The organism is Pseudomonas sp. URIL14HWK12:I12 (assembly GCF_003097135.1).
In the GTDB taxonomy this organism is placed as follows: Bacteria; Pseudomonadota; Gammaproteobacteria; order Pseudomonadales; family Pseudomonadaceae; genus Aquipseudomonas.
In genome coordinates this window covers 138,835-154,320 of sequence record NZ_QEQL01000005.1, presented here as the reverse complement: position 1 = coordinate 154,320, position 15,486 = coordinate 138,835, and the positions used below count along the sequence as shown (strand labels likewise).

12 protein-coding genes are annotated in these 15,486 nt (G+C 61.0%); 4 read left to right on the top strand and 8 right to left on the bottom strand.

Annotation, left to right across the window (positions count from 1 at the left end):
• Window positions 1-4 precede the first annotated feature (4 nt).
• The 8 genes from F474_RS15905 to yaaA form a co-directional block, all read right to left on the bottom strand.
• Complete coding sequence (locus tag F474_RS15905; protein ID WP_097085971.1) at window positions 5-1,489, bottom strand: alginate O-acetyltransferase; 1,485 nt, start codon at window positions 1,487-1,489, stop codon at window positions 5-7.
• Window positions 1,490-1,500: 11 nt separating this feature from the next.
• Window positions 1,501-3,096 (bottom strand): mannuronan 5-epimerase AlgG, encoded by a 1,596-nt coding sequence (gene algG, locus F474_RS15900; RefSeq protein ID WP_097085973.1) that lies wholly within the window; start codon window positions 3,094-3,096, stop codon window positions 1,501-1,503.
• 27 nt (window positions 3,097-3,123) lie between these two features.
• A complete protein-coding gene (locus tag F474_RS15895; protein WP_097085975.1) occupies window positions 3,124-4,602 on the bottom strand; it encodes an alginate export family protein in 1,479 nt (492 codons plus the stop codon).
• Window positions 4,599-6,035, bottom strand: a complete 1,437-nt coding sequence (locus tag F474_RS15890) for an alginate biosynthesis protein AlgK (protein WP_256577775.1) — start codon at window positions 6,033-6,035, stop codon at window positions 4,599-4,601. Before F474_RS15890 ends, F474_RS15895 begins: the two co-directional genes overlap by 4 nt.
• A 22-nt stretch (window positions 6,036-6,057) precedes the next feature.
• Window positions 6,058-7,221 (bottom strand): alginate biosynthesis protein Alg44, encoded by a 1,164-nt coding sequence (locus F474_RS15885; protein ID WP_097085979.1) that lies wholly within the window; start codon window positions 7,219-7,221, stop codon window positions 6,058-6,060.
• A 34-nt stretch (window positions 7,222-7,255) separates the two neighbouring features.
• Window positions 7,256-8,737, bottom strand: a complete 1,482-nt coding sequence (locus F474_RS15880) for a glycosyltransferase family 2 protein (protein WP_097085981.1) — start codon at window positions 8,735-8,737, stop codon at window positions 7,256-7,258.
• Between the two features lie 109 nt (window positions 8,738-8,846).
• Complete coding sequence (locus F474_RS15875; protein ID WP_097085984.1) at window positions 8,847-10,163, bottom strand: nucleotide sugar dehydrogenase; 1,317 nt, start codon at window positions 10,161-10,163, stop codon at window positions 8,847-8,849.
• 825 nt (window positions 10,164-10,988) lie between these two features.
• Complete coding sequence (yaaA, locus tag F474_RS15870) at window positions 10,989-11,765, bottom strand: peroxide stress protein YaaA (RefSeq protein WP_097085985.1); 777 nt, start codon at window positions 11,763-11,765, stop codon at window positions 10,989-10,991.
• 120 nt (window positions 11,766-11,885) lie between these two features.
• Here yaaA and F474_RS15865 point away from each other — a divergent pair, with 120 nt between their 5' ends.
• The 4 genes from F474_RS15865 to F474_RS15850 all read left to right on the top strand — a co-directional run bounded on the left by F474_RS15865 (window position 11,886) and on the right by F474_RS15850 (window position 15,485).
• Window positions 11,886-13,007, top strand: coding sequence for a polysaccharide deacetylase family protein (locus F474_RS15865; RefSeq protein ID WP_097085988.1), 1,122 nt, complete (start codon window positions 11,886-11,888; stop codon window positions 13,005-13,007).
• 273 nt (window positions 13,008-13,280) lie between these two features.
• Window positions 13,281-14,675: a PhoH family protein gene (locus F474_RS15860; protein WP_097085990.1), complete on the top strand. Its 1,395-nt coding sequence runs from the start codon at window positions 13,281-13,283 to the stop codon at window positions 14,673-14,675.
• 97 nt (window positions 14,676-14,772) lie between these two features.
• On the top strand, window positions 14,773-15,246 hold the full coding sequence (gene moaC / locus F474_RS15855) for a cyclic pyranopterin monophosphate synthase MoaC (protein ID WP_097085992.1): 474 nt from the start codon (window positions 14,773-14,775) through the stop codon (window positions 15,244-15,246).
• A complete protein-coding gene (locus tag F474_RS15850) occupies window positions 15,243-15,485 on the top strand; it encodes a MoaD/ThiS family protein (protein ID WP_097085994.1) in 243 nt (80 codons plus the stop codon). The genes moaC and F474_RS15850 overlap by 4 nt, the downstream gene beginning before the upstream one ends.
• Window position 15,486: the final 1 nt, after the last annotated feature.

Sequence of the window (15,486 nt, the reverse complement as noted above, 5' to 3'; positions counted from 1 at the left end):
CACCTCACAACCCGGCTTGTGCGTTGCGGCGTTCGCTCACGCCGGGGAATACGTTGCGTTTGCACAGCGTCGCTTCGACCTGTTGCGGACCCGGCTTGGCCGCTGGCGCGCCGTCGGCGGCCTGCTCGTCGGGATTGTCTTCCGGGCCATGTAGCTCCAGAGCCAGCAGGTTCTGGTGTGCCCAGTCGGCGTCGTCACGCAGCTCGAAGGCAAAACGCCCGTCGGTATCGGATGTGGTGGGTTTCTCGATCTTGATGTCTTCGTGCCGCCCGTTCATGTACCAGAGGGTGGCCTTCATGGTCTTGACCGAAGTGTCGGCAAACTTGATGTCGATCTGATGGTTGTAGTTTTCGAAGTCCTTCACACCGTTGCGCCCATTGACCAGCACTTCGCTGGCCTGGTTCGGTTTGAGCGTGGCTTTGCCGGTGAGTTCGGCAGGCTTTCCTTCGCATCCGTTACCCATCATCGCCATCATCTGGCGATAGATGGTTTCCTGGTCCAGCGGATACAGCGGGCTGAATTCCCACACCAGAATCTTCGGTGGGTTCTTCTGGAAGTCATCGCTGCCCAGGTACTGCAGCATCGAGCCTTCGAAGCCCCCGCCGGGGAACGCCACGTTCAGCACGTCGGCGTTGGTGTCTTGCTGGATGAAGCCCGCAAAGTTGTAGTTCTTGCCACTGTGCGAGGTGCCCACCAAGGTGATCTGCGGCTCGGAGCTGTCACCGAACAGGTCGCCGTCGGCGGCTTCGCCCTTGGGCTCGGTGGAGAACTGATCCATGTACTGAATCGCGTAGCTGGTGCCGCACAGCTGGCCGGCCATGTTCTGCAGGGTGCCGGTCTTGCCCATGCGCCCGCTGATCTTGGTCTCGAACTCACGCTTGGGAATGCCTTGGTACGCCGGGATCTGCTTGATGGTGTCAGCCACGATCTTGGCGGTGCGCTGGGCGCCATACGGCGTCCAGTGCTGGTCGCCACGGAAGTAGAAGTCGTGGGCCTGCTGCTCGTTGGTCAGCGGCGACAGGTCAGGCACGTGGTAGCCCATGGCGGCGAAGCGGCCGAGCATGTCCTTGTAGTTCTTCAGCGCCTTGTCGTAATCGAACTTGGCGCGGTCAGCCGGCAGCATGTGGGCGCGGTCCACCAGGCCACGGGTGGGCTGGTAAACGATGACCACTTCCACACCCTTGCTCTTGAACGCATCGTGCAGTTCTTGCAGGCGACGGTAGCCTTCGGGCGTGGTGTTGAATTCGGTGCGCAGGTCTTCGACGGTACGGAACAGCCAGTCGCCTTCGCCCTGGAACAACGTGGTGAAGTTGCGCTGGTAGCGGGTCACGTAGTTCTTGGCATCCAACGCTGCCGGGCAGATCTGGCAGCACGGCTGGGCGGTGAAGTTCGGCGCTTGCACCGGCGCCGCCTGCGCCGCGCCCGCGGCGGCGTAGAGAGCCGCGGCCAGGCCAGACAAACCGAACCATTTGATCAATGGTGAATGCATTTAGGTCTTCCTCAGTCCTTCGCCATGTCCGATTGCTTCTCGACCGGGTCGATCAGCACCGCTTTCTGCTGGCGCACCAGCAGGTCCATGATTTTTTCCTGGTTGTCACCCAGCACGCCGTTGAAGCTGATGCCGCTGGATTTCGACGGTGCCAGCATCGACACCTTGTACAGCTCCACCGAGAGCGGCGAGTCGATCGCCATCGGGCCGGTGCCATTGGCCGACAACTGGCCGCCCACCACGATCAGCGACACTTCGGCGTCGAACGGGTCGAGCTTGATGTCGCGGTCGGTGTCGGACAGGTCCTTGATGTGGCCATACACGCCGGTCAGGCCGTTGCCCATGGCGATGTTTTCGTACAGGCGGATGTTGGTGCTGTTGCGCACGCGGATGCCGTGGCGCTTATTGGCCAGCACCTTGTTGCCCCACAACAGGTTGTCACCGCTTTCGTACAAGGTGATGCCGTCGGTGTGGTTCTGGTAGATCTGGTTGTAGGCAACCACGTTGCCCACGCTGTTACGGTCCAGGACCACGCCGGAGAGGTGGTTGTCGTAGCTGCGGTTGTTGATGATGTAGCTGTTGTCGACTTCGCGCGACACGATGATCCCGTGCTTCTTGTGGGTCCCGTAGACGTCGTTGTCGGCGATGATCAATCCGTGCGAACGGTCGTGCGGGTCGATGCCGTAGATGATGTTGTCTTTGTAGGTGTTGCTCTTGACCACGAAATCGCGAGTCTCGTAGCAGTAATAGCCGTACCACATGTCGCTGAAGGTCGAGCCGATGATCCAGCCGGTGGGCTCTTCACGGTTCATCTGGGCCTTCATGCTTGGGGTGTACTGCGAGATAGAAATCCCGTAGGACTTCGACTCGTTGTAGCCCATGCTGGCCATTACGGTGTTGACCAGGTAAGTCTCGGTCCCACCCCACGACACCAGGAACGGGCGGAACTCGTTCGGCGTCTTGAACTTGCTCGGCCCCTTGGCCTGCTCGCTCCAGCCGGTGACCTTGGTGTCGAAGGTAAACAGCTTGCCGTCGTTGACCACGAACGAGCCACCTTCCTGCGACAGGCGCAGGTCCTTGACCCGGCCATCGATTTCCAGCGTCGCACCGTGGGAGACCACGATCGGAACGCGTGCTAGCCAGATACCCGGGGAGGTCTCGCGCAGGTATTGCTGCGGCACGCTCTTGGCAAGGTCGGCAAAGTTCAGGTAGCCGCCGTCGACGAAGATCGCCACCGGAATACCACGCTGTTTGCCCACCCAGGCCGCAAGCTTGTTGTCACCGCCAATGAATGCCTTGAGCGGATCTTCCTGCATCATGCGGCGGATCGACACCTTGCCCTTCTTGCTGCGGTCAACCTTGGCCTTGGCAGCCTCGGCGGTATAACCGGCCAGGTCGGGCAGCTTCGGTGGCGACATGGCCAGCGGGCCTGCGTCGGCTTCGACGATGTTGTAGGTCTTGGCTTGCTGCAGTTCCTTGACCGCGCCCGGCTTGCCCGGGGCCGGTGCCGGCGTCGGGTTGGCCCAGGCGCTTGCACCCGCGAGCATGATCGCGGCGGCCAGGGCAGTCACTGCGCAGGTACGGCCACTGCGGTTAGGATGATTCATCTCAATGCACTCCCTTGGCGGTATTCATCAGAAACGCCAGATCACATCGACGATGGCGCGGTGCATGTAGCTGTCGACGCCACTGCCGTACGCATCGCCCGGCTTGAACAGGCCTGCACGCAGGCGAACCAGCGCCGAAGGCTCATCGATGGACTGGGCAACGGCCGCCGGCAGCAGGCCTTGTTTGAAGTATTTGCTCACTACCAGGTCGAGCTCCTGGCCCAGGTCCTTCTTGCCGTCTTCAAGTGGCAGGACACTGAACTGGCTGCTGCCGACCGGGTCTTCGCCGATGGCATTGATGTTGTTGCTGCCAACACCGGAGCTGCCGTCGACACGCCAGAACTTGTGATAGATCAGGCTGGCGTCGTACTCGTCCTGCATTTCCCAGGAAGCGAACAGCGAAGCGCTCTGCACGTTGGCCATTTCAGCCTGGTAGGCTTCGCCGAAGCGGCTGATGCGCGCCCGGGTGCCGGTCCAGTTCGAGCGGTTGCTCTGCAGGCCGTTCTGCTCATAGTTCTTGCTGGCGCGCGAGTAGGCACCACCGACTTGCCACTGTGGGTCCAGGCGGAAGCGGATGCCCATGTCAGTCGCCCAGCCGCTGACGTCCTGGCTGGAGCGCTCGCCGGCGGTCACGATCTCATCGCTGGTTGAGCTGGTGCTCACCCGCTTGCGGTTACCGGTCATGCCGGTGAGGCTGCCCCAGTAGTTGATCGTGTTCAGGTTGCGGTGGTTATAGGCATCGCTGTCGGCTTCGATACCCAGCCAGGTGAGTTTGGCGTTCTCACGCTTGTCCAGATCGTCGACTTCTTCGCCCGCGGAGGGCAGCTTGCCGTCGTCGTCGACGTGGTGGGCGCGGATGCCGATCCACTGGCCTGGGGTCCACTGATAGGCCGCGTCACCCCAGAAGTGGGTGCGGTCCTTGTCGGTGGGGGAGAGGCGCGAATAGTCGGTGCGGTAGTCGCTGAAGCGCTGGCCTACGCCCACGTCTGCCTTGAGCAGGGTGGTGTCGAAGTTCCAGGTCAACGATTCGATGTAGTTATCGTGCCACTGGCCGTCGTTCTGGCGCAGGCGCTGGCGGCCGAACTTGAACAGCTCGCCCGGGTAGGGCGTCAGGCCGCTGTAGCCGACCCACAGTTCACGCAGCGCCAGGTAGCTGTCTTTGGCCTCGCGGTCTTTGCTGTAGTAGCGGCTGTTGCCCGAAGCGGGTTGGTCAGGCTGCACCAGCGGGTCGGTCTGGATGGTGTCGGTGGCAGTCACCGCCTGGCCCATGAAGTAGCCACTCCAGTTGCCCCATTCACCATAGGCCCATGGGCGCAGGTCAAGGCCGATACCGTTGACATCGCCACCGGAGCGAGTGCCCAGATCGCGGTCACCTTCCGATTGAGCAGTGGCCTTGACCTCAAGGCCGAAGTTCTGCTCGGTAGTCAACGCCGCCAAGGTGGGGCACGACCACAAAGACGAGAAGCCCAGGCCGATACCGGCCAGCATCCATTTATTCAATTTCATAGAGATTCGTCCTCACCTACTTCATTCTCTGGCAGGGCGTGCATCGCCACCGCGGCGCTATCCTGATTCATGGCGCCGCGCGCGGCCATCTCTTGTTGCAAGATCTGCTGGGCTTGCGCACGTTGTTCTGGAAGTACTTGCTGATCGATGGTCTGGAACAGCTCGTCGATCTCTGGCCGCGGCTGGTTCATCGCCTGGGCGCGGGCCTTGGCCAGTTGGATGAACACGTAGGCGTTGGTCATGTTGGGGATGGTGCCGCGGCCGTTGGCGTAAAGCTGCGCCAGGGCAAAGTCGGCGCTGTTCTGGCCGCGTCGAGCCGCGATGAGCAGGTTGTCGACGGCCTTTTGCGGTTCGACCATGCCCAGGTAACCCCGGCGGTAGATCTGGCCGATGTAGTAGTAGCCGCTGACTTGCTCCGGCACCGATTTTTCGAAGTGCGCCAGTGCATCCTGAGCATTGGGCAGGATCAACTTGCCTTCGTAGCTCATGCGCCCGAGCAGCAATTCCGCGCGGGTCGGGTCAGCGTCGTGGCCTTTCTCGATATTGGCTTTGATCGCGTCCACGTCGCCCAGGTCAGGGTTGTTGTATTGCAGGTCGGCCAGGCTGATATAGGCTTGCGGCCAGCTCGGTGCTGCGGCCTCGAGCAGGTCCTTGGCCACTTTGGGGTCTGGGGTGCCGATGCTCGGGTCGGCCATCACACGGGCAACGCCGTCTACGCGCTGGCCAGTGACGAAGCCGAAGCGGAACTTGTTCTTCAGGTCGTCGATCAGGTTGTCGCGGTCCTGGGTACGGTTCTGCTTCTGGTAAACAGTCACCAGTTCCACATAGCAGATATCGTTGGTGTTCAGCGCCTGCTTGCAGATGCTTTCGATCTCACCCAGGTGCTGATCGTAGGTGTTCTGCATGCGGTACAGCACGATCTGCGCCAGGCCAGCTTCAGGGTAACCCTGGGCACGCCACTGGCTGATTTTCTGCTGCGCGTTCACGTTAGGGAAGCTTTGCGGGTATTGCAGGTACAGCAGCGCCAGCGGCATCAGTACACCCTGCTCACCATTGTCGAACGCCTTGATCAGCAGCCCTTCGGCTTCGTGGCGTTCGGCTTCGGTAGAGTTGGGTTTGACCGCCAGCAGCTTGCCCAGGCGCGATTGCGCCCGTGGCGAGGTGGCCGCAGCCTTGCGATAGGTCGCCTCGGCTTTGGCCAGCTGGGCAGGGTCACCGCTGTCCACCCAGGTATCGGCCAGGCCGATCTGGGCGTCGACGTAACCCATGTCGGCCAGCTGCTGATAGTTCTTCTGCGCCAGCGCGAGGTCGCCGTTTTTCAGCGCCTCGTTGGCCAGGCGCTGGTCAGGCAGCCCGGCACAACCGGCGAGGCCGATGGCCACGGCCAGGCCCAAGAGCACGGGCCTGTGCAGGTTCTTGAAAGTATCTGCCACGGTCATCTCCTTAGGGCCCTGCTCAGAAACCGCGTGCTACGGCTTTATTGATCAGCCAGTCCAGGCTTGGGCCACGGTCGTTGGCCACTTCTACCGGGCGGCCGGCCAGCGAGCTTGGCAGTGCTTCGTCAGGCTTGATGCTCACGCGGATGTCCGAGGACAGCTCGTCCTGCTTGAGCGGGGTGCTGGAAACGATGGTGCCTTCGCGGTCGGTGTCTTCGCCGGCAACGTGGAACGTTACGCGCGAGCCTGGGCGTACGTGCTGGAAGTCGCTGTAGGCGAAGCGGGCGTCGATGCCGGCGGTGGCGTCACGCGGGGCCAAGGTGAAGATCACGTCGCCTTTGCTGGCGTATTGGCCGTTGGCAACCAGCTGCTGAGCGACCACGCAATCGCACGGCGAGGTCAGGGTGCCGGTCATTTGCTTGCCGAACAGCTCGGTGACTTTCTCCGGGGTCAGGTCTGCTTCTTCCAGGTGGCCCTTGAGCACGTCGAGCATGCTGGTGCTGAAGCTGGCCAGCGGGGCGCCCTTGGCAACAACGCCGTCCGGGCTGATCAGGCTCGATACGGTGCCGTCGCGCGGCATGGTGATGTTGGTGCCCGGCACGCTGACCACTGCCGCTTCGGCGTGGGTCACGAAGTAGGCGCCGTAGATGGACTTGAGCACGTAGCCGAAGGCCGCGACGCCGACGATGAACACGCCCAGGCTGAAGCCCACGGCGCTGGCACGGCCCAGGAAACCACGGCCGTCGGCCAGTTTCTTGTCTTTGCGCGCCTTGGTGAAGTTTTCGCGTTGCAGGGTGCCCAGCACGTCGCCCATGGTCACCAGCTCACCGCTCATGTGCGAGGTGATCAGGTGGCGCAGGGTGGAGATGTCGGCGGGGCTGAGGTTCTGGAATTGCGCGCCCACGCGGCCGTCGTTGTCAGCCGAACGTGCCTGGAACTGCACGTCCATGCCCAGGCCGAGGTTATCGACCACGAACATCAGGCGGCCACGGTAGATCTGCCCTTCGACCAGCGGCTTGGGGCTGACGAAAGAGAAGCCGCCTGCAGACAGATCGTCCACGCGCGCTTCCTGGGTTTCACGGTTCGGGCCGATGAAGCGAATCTTCGCTGGCAGGCGAACCCGGGCGAACTGGCGCTGGGCTTCGGACTCATGGACCACGTTGGTGTTGATTGCTGTACTCATGGTGATAATTCCTGATTAATCCATTGAAGCCCGGTCAGATGATCGCGAACAGGAAAGCAACGAAGATGCTGCCTGCCGAGAACGTCATGGTCCGAGACGACCAGGTGTTGAACCATTGTTGAAAACTGGCGAGATCGCGTTTGAGCGCAGTGGGCTGGCGGGTCCAGGACTGCTTATCGAGGCGGAAGAAGACGTAGATCTTCATCAGGGCGCCGACGATTTGGTTGTAATAAAGAATGATCGGGTAAGCCGGGCCGATGCGGTGGCCGCTGAGCGAGAGCAAGAGCGTGAGGATCAGGCGGGTGATGCCGATCCACAGGAAGTACGCCATCAGGTAGGCGGCGTGGTACTTGATCCCGGCAATGATCGCGGTGGTCAGGCCCAACAGGCTGGTCCACATCGACACGCGCTGGTCGAACAGCACCACGCTGGTGAACACGCCCAGGCGCTGCATGCCCAGGCCCAGGGCCCGGCTGTTCTGGCGCAGGTTGTTACCGTACCAGCGATACATCAGCTTGCGGCTGGCCTTGATGAAGCTCTTCTCCGGAGGGTGCTCCACGGTGTTGATTTTGGCGTCCGGCACGTAGAAGGTGTCATAGCCCAGGCGCATCAGGCTGAACCAGCTCGACTTGTCGTCCCCGGTCAGGAACTTGAAGCGGCCCAGGCGCCAGTGCTGCAGCGAGTCGCTTTCGACGTCGGCGATGAAGCTGGGGTCGGTGACCACGGTGGCGCGGAACATCGACATGCGACCGGTCATGGTCAGCACGCGCTTGGACAGCGCCATCGAGCACATGTTGATGTGGCGCTGGGCGAAGCGCAGCTTGTGCCACTCGCTCATGATGTAGCCGCCGCGCACTTCGCAGAACTCGTTGGTGGTCAGGCCGCCCACATTGGGGTACATGGCGAACCACGGTACGCTCTTGCGCACTACGCCTTCGGCCAGCACCGTGTCGCCGTCGATCACCGCGACCACCGAATTGGCATCGGGCAGGTGACGGGAGATGGCGCGGAAACCGTAGGCCAGGCCGTCGCGCTTGCCGGTACCGGGAATGCGAACGAAGTCCAGCGACACGCGCTCAGGCGGGTTCAGGCGTTCCCACAAGGCCTTGACCAGCAGTTCATCGCTCATCTCCACCAGCGAGCACACCACCGTGGTGGGGTAGCCGCAGTTGATCGCTTCGCGGATCACCGAGCCATACACCGCAGCCGTGGTGCCTGCATCGATCCGGAAACTGGTGACCATCAGGTACACATGGGTCGGATCGGTGGCGTCGCCCAGAGCCTGCGCCTTGCGCTTGAGCCAGGGGTAGACGATGTAGAGGAAGATCATCCCGCGCACGAAGTGGATCGCGCCCATGGAATAGCGCCAGATACCCACGGCGCCGACCAGGAAGATGAAGTCCTTGGAATCGGGGTTGAAAAGGCGTTCGGGCAGCATCAGTGCCAGCACCATCAACGCGCACAAGTAGAAAAGCCAACCGGCGGCCTGTAGCAGGCCGTGCTTTAGCCTGAGCATATCTGCATCCGTCTCTTGATCGGGGCGCCCCAAAACAGCGGCCCGAAATGTCTATGGGCAGGCATCGAAAAAAATCCGCGGCGCCCTGGGGGCGCCACGGTTTCGCTGCTTACCAGCAGATACCTTCGGTACCTTTCTGCAGGTCGGTGGTTTCCTTCATGAAGCCCACCAGGTCGATGACTTTCTTGCCAGCCGGGACGTTGTCCACCAGCTTGCGGAAGCTCTCGTCACCGTTACCGAGGATGATCACCTCGGCGTTGTCGACCACTGCGTCGAAGTCGGAGTTGAGCAGCGAAGAAACGTGCGGGATCTTCGACTCGATGTACTCTTTGTTCGCGCCGTGTACGCGGGCGTATTCCACGTTGCGGTCGTAGATCGACAGCTCGAAGCCTTTACCGATCAGCTTTTCAGCCAGCTCTACCAGCGGGCTTTCACGCAGGTCGTCGGTACCGGCCTTGAAGCTCAGGCCCAGCAGGGCGACCTTGCGCTTGTCGTGGCTGGCAACGATGTCGAAGGCGTTCTGAACCTGCGATTCGTTACTGCGCATCAGCGAGCCGATCAGCGGCGCTTCGACGTCCAGGGAGGTGGCGCGGTAGTTCAGTGCACGCACGTCCTTGGGCAGGCACGAGCCGCCGAAGGCGAAGCCTGGGCGCATGTAGTAGGCCGACAGGTTCAGGTGGGTGTCCTGGCAGACCACGTTCATCACTTCACGACCATCGACGCCGCACGCTTTGGCGATGTTGCCGATTTCGTTGGCGAAAGTGACCTTGGTGGCGTGCCACACGTTGCAGGTGTACTTGATCATTTCGGCCACTTCGACCGACTTGCGGATCACCGGGGCGTCCAGCTCGCTGTACAGTTTTTCCAGCAGGTCGCCGGAAGCCTTGTCCAGTTCGCCGATCACGGTCATCGGTGGGTGATCGTAGTCTTTGATCGCGGTGCTTTCGCGCAGGAACTCAGGGTTGACCGCCACGCCGAAGTCGACGCCAGCTTTTTTGCCCGAGTGCTGTTCCAGAATTGGGATCACCACGTTTTTCACGGTGCCCGGCAGTACGGTGGAGCGCACTACCACAGTGTGGCGCTCTTGCTTGTCGCGCAGCACCAGGCCGATCTCACGGCAAACCGACTCCATGAACTCCAGGCCCAGGTCGCCGTTCTTCTTGCTCGGGGTGCCTACTGCAATCAGCGAAACTTCGGTGTCGCGAATCGCTTGGGCAAAGTCGTTGGTGCCACGCAGGCGACCATTCTGAATGCCCTGTGCCAGCAGCTCTTCGAGGCCCGGCTCAACGATGGGCGACTTCCCTTGGTTGATCAGGTCGATCTTGGCCTTGGAAACATCCACGCCAACCACCTCGTGACCACGAGCCGACAAGCAGCCCGCACATACCGCGCCTACATAGCCCAAACCAAAGATGCTGATACGCATCGCATTCACCTCATGTGTCATGCCAGCTCACGTCATGGAGCCAGCCTGGGGTTGATTAACCGGCAGCATTCGGCCGCACGGATACCTGGCGTTAAATGCGCCATTTCACCGTGGTATTACCTCTGCAGGCCTGTTTGATTCCGAATGCCCAAGAACGGGCATTCAACGCGGGTATCGCTCGGCCCATGAACTTTGGCCGTACCCGGGAACGTAGCCAGTCTTTATTGCAAAACGGCTTACCTTCACGTCATTACTTGCATCCGCTTATTGAGATTTTCCATTGCGAATCAAGCATATAAGCCGCGCTGCATGAACTCGTTCGAGAGTTCAGACTTGACCCTGAATTGAGGGTAACTGTGCGATTTCTCTCTCCTGAGAACGTCGGTCATGGGGCTGTTAGTTCCCATCCAGTTGTGTCGGACAATCCGTCGATTGACCATCCCTTCATGCACTTTGTACGTCATCTCTTACACGTTACGAGAGAATCGTTACGGGGCGTATGAGCGATGGTTGGGGGGTGAAGTTCCAGCCGCGCAGCAGGGGAATAGGAAAATTCTCAATAAAATTTCACTATTCGGATGATGGCATTTAGCCTTTTTATCTCGTGAAGGCCTTGTCGGGCGGGCTTTTGAGGCGGGTGGCCATACCCCTGCCATTAGCAAGAAATTTTTTGTAATACCGAGCGATTTTTTTTCTCGTTGACGCAAGGCTTTGATGTGCTTGAGAAAATTCGACTGTGTTTTGACGGCGGAAAGCCGTCAAAACGTGTATTTGCACGATGAAATGCGCAACTTTGGTACATATTTGACGCACCAGAATGGGGCGTCAGGCGGGGGTGTCGCGCAGGAAGACGAGCTTACTGTCGGTCGAGTGGTCAGCACTGAACCGGTAATTATCCAGGTTGAATGTTTTCAGCTGCTCGGCGCGGGTCAGACGGTTCTGGATGACGAACCGGCTCATCAGCCCCCGGGCGCGCTTGGCATAGAAGCTGATGATCTTGTACTGGCCATTTTTGAGGTCACGGAATTCGGTGTCGATCACCCGCGCCTTGAGGGCACTGCGCTTGACGGCGGAGAAGTATTCGTTGGAGGCAAGGTTCACCAACACATCGTCTTCCTGCTCGGCCAGCGCCTCATTCAGCCAAACGGCAATGCGATCGCCCCAGAAGGCGTATAGGTCTTTGCCACGCGGGTTGGGCAAGCGGGTGCCCATTTCCAGGCGATAAGGCTGCATCAGGTCCAAGGGGCGCAGCAGGCCATACAGGCCAGAGAGCATGCGCAGGTGGCGCTGCGCGAATTCGAAGTCGGTAGGTGCCAGGCTCTGGGCGTCCAGGCCTGTGTACACATCGCCCTTGAACGCCAGGATCGCCTGCTTGGCATTCTCGGGCGTGAAGCCCCGGTGCCAGCTGCCGAAGCGTGCGGCATTCAGGCCCGCGAGCTTGTCGGACAGACTCATCAGCTCGGCGATAGCAGGCGGCGTGAGTTTCTGCAGCTCGTCGATCAAGGCCTGTGAGTGGTCCAGGTATTGCGGCAGGGTGTGTTCGGCAATGACGGGGGGTGTTTCATAGTCCAGTGTTTTGGCAGGGGAAATCACCAGCAGCATGGGAGCAACTCCAGATAACAGTGCTGCGATTCTAGGCGGGCAGGGCGGCTCAGGCCACCTATGGGTGCTATCAGGATAAATGCTAAAGTCCGCGGGTTCGAATGCCAATGGAGTGTGCACTTGCGTATCCCCATCATCCTGCTGAGCGCTTGCCTGGCGGTGCCGGCCTTCGCCGCACCGGGGCCTGTGGCGGTGCTCGACCGTAGCGTGTGGCCAGAAAAGCTCGACTCCCCGGCGCTGTTCGATGTGGCGTCTCGCGCCGAAATCCTGGGTTTCGCTCACGAGCTGGCTCAGGTCGACACGCTGGGCGATGACGCCCTGGCCGATCGCCTGGGGCTGCGCCAGGTAAACCGTGAATCGATCGATGCCTGGCGCCAGCGCCTGTGGCAGCGGCTGTGGGAAAACTTCGACGCTGCCCAGCAGAGTTGCGAGCAAGACGCGAGCTTCTGCCTGGCGGTAGAAGACGTGGCAAGCCTCAAGGAGCAGGCAGCGGCCTTCAAGGTAGAAGACGATTCCTTCTATATAAAGTGGCGCGAGCCCGGCCAAGCCTTCAACCGCGCCTATTTGAACGAGCAGCTGCGCCTGGCGGCGTTGTTCCCGCAGGTCAGCAGTGAGGTCGCCACCTTCTCGGACCTTGAACACACCGGCTCGGAGTTGGGCGACCGCGTGTTTCTGCTCAGCTTCGAAGGCGGCCCCACTCTCGCTGGCGGTACCACCGACTGGCTCGCCGATTACCTGCGCAAGCAGAAGATGAGCGCGACGTTCTTCGTGCTGGGCAACAGCCTGCAGCTAAGGCGCGATAACGAACCCCAGGATGAGCCCGACGCACTCTACCGCGACCAATGCGTCGGTACTCAAGGGTGGCAGTATCGCTCCCACGCGCAGTGGCGGGACTGGCAAGACTCTGTACTGCGCAGTACCTCCCAGGTGCAGGGCCAGCTGCCTGACAGCTATGTCGCGCAGTTTCGCCCGCCCTATGGCCAGCGCCGGGCCGACAGCGGCGCGTTCTTCAAGGAGCAGGGGTTGGCGGTGGTGCTGTGGAATATCGACGGGCAGGACGCCACACAGTTGAGCGCCGAGCAGGTCAGCGACCGGGTGATGACGTTGATGCTGCTCTGGCGCAAGGGCATCGTGGCGTTGCACGACGGCCAGCAGAAGAACCGGCAGGTGCTGCCCGCCTTGTTGCAGCGCACGGCGCAAAGCGGCATCGCCTGGGAAGACTGTCACGATTTTCTGCGCTAGAGGAACTCAGGACTGTAACCTGCCGGCACCCTCGCGCCAAGGGGCCCTGGACCACTTGGAAAATAAACCTCCGCTGGTACGCAAAACGCTTGGTAACGTCATGATTTTTGCGGTAGTAAGGAGGTGACCGCCGAACCCTGCCCACACAGGTGGCGTCTCTCTCTGGCCTGTCACCTGTCGGGCAACGCCCACGCCCTTGCGGAGCGCGGCGGTCACTCTGGCGCAGCACCGCCCAGGTATTGCGTCGAACGGCTCTGACACAGGTGACCGAGTATGGATGACCAAGGACGTACCCCCTCTTCCGACCAGCCTATCCTCTATGTGCTCGATACCAATGTATTGATTCACGACCCCAACGCCCTGCTCAATTTCGAAGAACACCACGTAGCGATCCCGATGACTGTGCTCGAGGAGCTGGACAAGCTCAAGGATGGCAAGCACACCGTCGCCGCCGAGTGCCGCCAGGCGATTCGCCTGATCGACAAGACCCTGGGTGATGCCACCCCCGCTCAGGTCGAGCGCGGCGTGCCGATCCAGCGGGGCAAGGGAGACCCAAAGGGCAAACTGTCGATCCTGATGAACAAGCACGGCCGCGCAGAAGACCCGCTGCCGTCGCACCTTGCCGACAACGTGATCATCAACCAGCTGCTTGCGCTCAAGGAGAAGACCCCCGGCACCAGCGTAATCCTGGTGACCAAGGACATCAACATGCGCCTGAAGGCGCGTGCGTGTGGGCTGGAGGCCGAGGACTACAGCACTGACCAGCTGGTCGACGATGTGTCGCTGCTTTCCAATGGTTACCACAGCGTCAGCGGCTCGTTCTGGGACCGCGTGTGCAAGGTCGACACCCGCCAGGACCACGGCCGCACCTGGCACCGTGTGCAACTGACCGAGCAATTCCCCAATGCCCACATCAATGAGTTCATCGTCGATGAGCAAGGCTTCGTCGGCTGGATCAAGGGCGTGCGCGCCGATGAACTGCTGATTCTGGACATGCACCAGGAGCCTTTGCTGCACCAGGAAGCCTGGGGCCTCAAACCCCGGGACGTGTATCAGGCGCTGGCGCTGTTCGCGCTGCTGGACCCAGACATCCACTTGGTGAACCTCACCGGCGCGGCAGGCTCCGGCAAGACGATCCTGGCGCTGGCCGCCGCCATCGAGCAAACGATGGTCACCAAGCGCTACCGGCGCATCATCGCCACCCGCAGCGTGCAGGGGCTCGACCAGGAAATCGGCTTCTTGCCGGGCACCGAGGCAGAAAAGATGGAGCCTTGGCTGGGCGCGATCACCGACAACCTCGAAGCGCTGCACATGGACGATGAAAGCACCCACGGCAGCGTGGACTACATCCTGAGCAAGGTGCCGCTGCAGTTCAAATCTCTGAACTACATCCGCGGCCGTAGCTTCCAGCAAAGCCTGATTCTGATCGACGAGTGCCAGAACCTGACCCCCCACCAGATCAAGACCATCATCACCCGTGCTGGCAGCGGTTCCAAGGTCGTGTGCCTGGGTAACCTGGCCCAGATCGACACACCCTACCTTTCAGCCACCAGCTCGGGCCTGACCTACATGACCGAGCGCTTCAAGGATTTCCCCAATGGCGTGCACATCACCCTGCAGGGCGTGCCGCGGTCGGTGTTGGCCGAGTATGCCGAGTCGCACCTTTGAGCCACTAGCAGCGAGCCTCTAGCTACGAACCAGGCGCTGCACCTTGAACGTTCCGCCGTTTGCTAAGATGCAGCTTTAGCAAACGGCGGGTTTTTTCATGTTGACGCATCTGGATGCCCACGGCCGGGCGAATATGGTCGATGTCACCGAAAAGGCGGTGACGGCACGCGAAGCGCTGGCGCAGGCGCGGGTGCGAATGTTGCCCAGTACCTTGCAGATGATTGTCGAAGGCGGGCATCCCAAGGGCGATGTGTTTGCCGTGGCACGTATTGCCGGGATTCAAGCAGCGAAGAAAACCTCTGACCTGATTCCTTTATGCCACCCGTTGATGCTTACCAGCGTCAAGGTCGAGCTGCGCCCCGACGGCGATGACGCAGTACTGATCGAGGCACGCTGCAAACTGGCCGGCCAGACGGGCGTAGAGATGGAAGCGCTGACGGCCGCCAGTGTCGCGGCGCTTACGATCTATGACATGTGCAAGGCGGTAGACCGCGGCATGGTGATTGAAACGGTTCGCCTGCTGGAGAAACACGGCGGGAAGAGCGGCGACTATGTGGCGGATGCCCCATGAATATCACGGTTCTTTACTTCGCTCGGTTCCGCGAGGCCATGGGCTTCGATCGTGAGGCCCTGCAAGGCGAATTCGCCACCGTAAACGACGTGCGCAAGGCATTGCTCGAATTGGGCCATCGTGACGTGCTGGCTGAGCGAAACCTGATGTGTGCGCGCAACGAAGACCTGTGCAGCCTTGCCGAACCCGTCAGTGAGGGTGATCAGATCGCTTTTTTCCCGACCGTAACGGGAGGCTGAC

Bases quoted from the DNA above. Each gene is read 5' to 3' on its own strand.
- F474_RS15850 (WP_097085994.1), top strand. From the start codon at position 15,243: ATGAATATCACGGTTCTTTACTTCGCTCGGTTCCGCGAGGCCATGGGC.
- yaaA (WP_097085985.1), bottom strand. From the start codon at position 11,765: ATGCTGCTGGTGATTTCCCCTGCCAAAACACTGGACTATGAAACACCC.
- moaC (WP_097085992.1), top strand. From the start codon at position 14,773: ATGTTGACGCATCTGGATGCCCACGGCCGGGCGAATATGGTCGATGTC.
- F474_RS15875 (WP_097085984.1), bottom strand. From the start codon at position 10,163: ATGCGTATCAGCATCTTTGGTTTGGGCTATGTAGGCGCGGTATGTGCG.
- F474_RS15905 (WP_097085971.1), bottom strand. From the start codon at position 1,489: ATGCATTCACCATTGATCAAATGGTTCGGTTTGTCTGGCCTGGCCGCG.
- F474_RS15860 (WP_097085990.1), top strand. From the start codon at position 13,281: ATGGATGACCAAGGACGTACCCCCTCTTCCGACCAGCCTATCCTCTAT.
- F474_RS15880 (WP_097085981.1), bottom strand. From the start codon at position 8,737: ATGCTCAGGCTAAAGCACGGCCTGCTACAGGCCGCCGGTTGGCTTTTC.
- F474_RS15885 (WP_097085979.1), bottom strand. From the start codon at position 7,221: ATGAGTACAGCAATCAACACCAACGTGGTCCATGAGTCCGAAGCCCAG.
- algG (WP_097085973.1), bottom strand. From the start codon at position 3,096: ATGAATCATCCTAACCGCAGTGGCCGTACCTGCGCAGTGACTGCCCTG.
- F474_RS15895 (WP_097085975.1), bottom strand. From the start codon at position 4,602: ATGAAATTGAATAAATGGATGCTGGCCGGTATCGGCCTGGGCTTCTCG.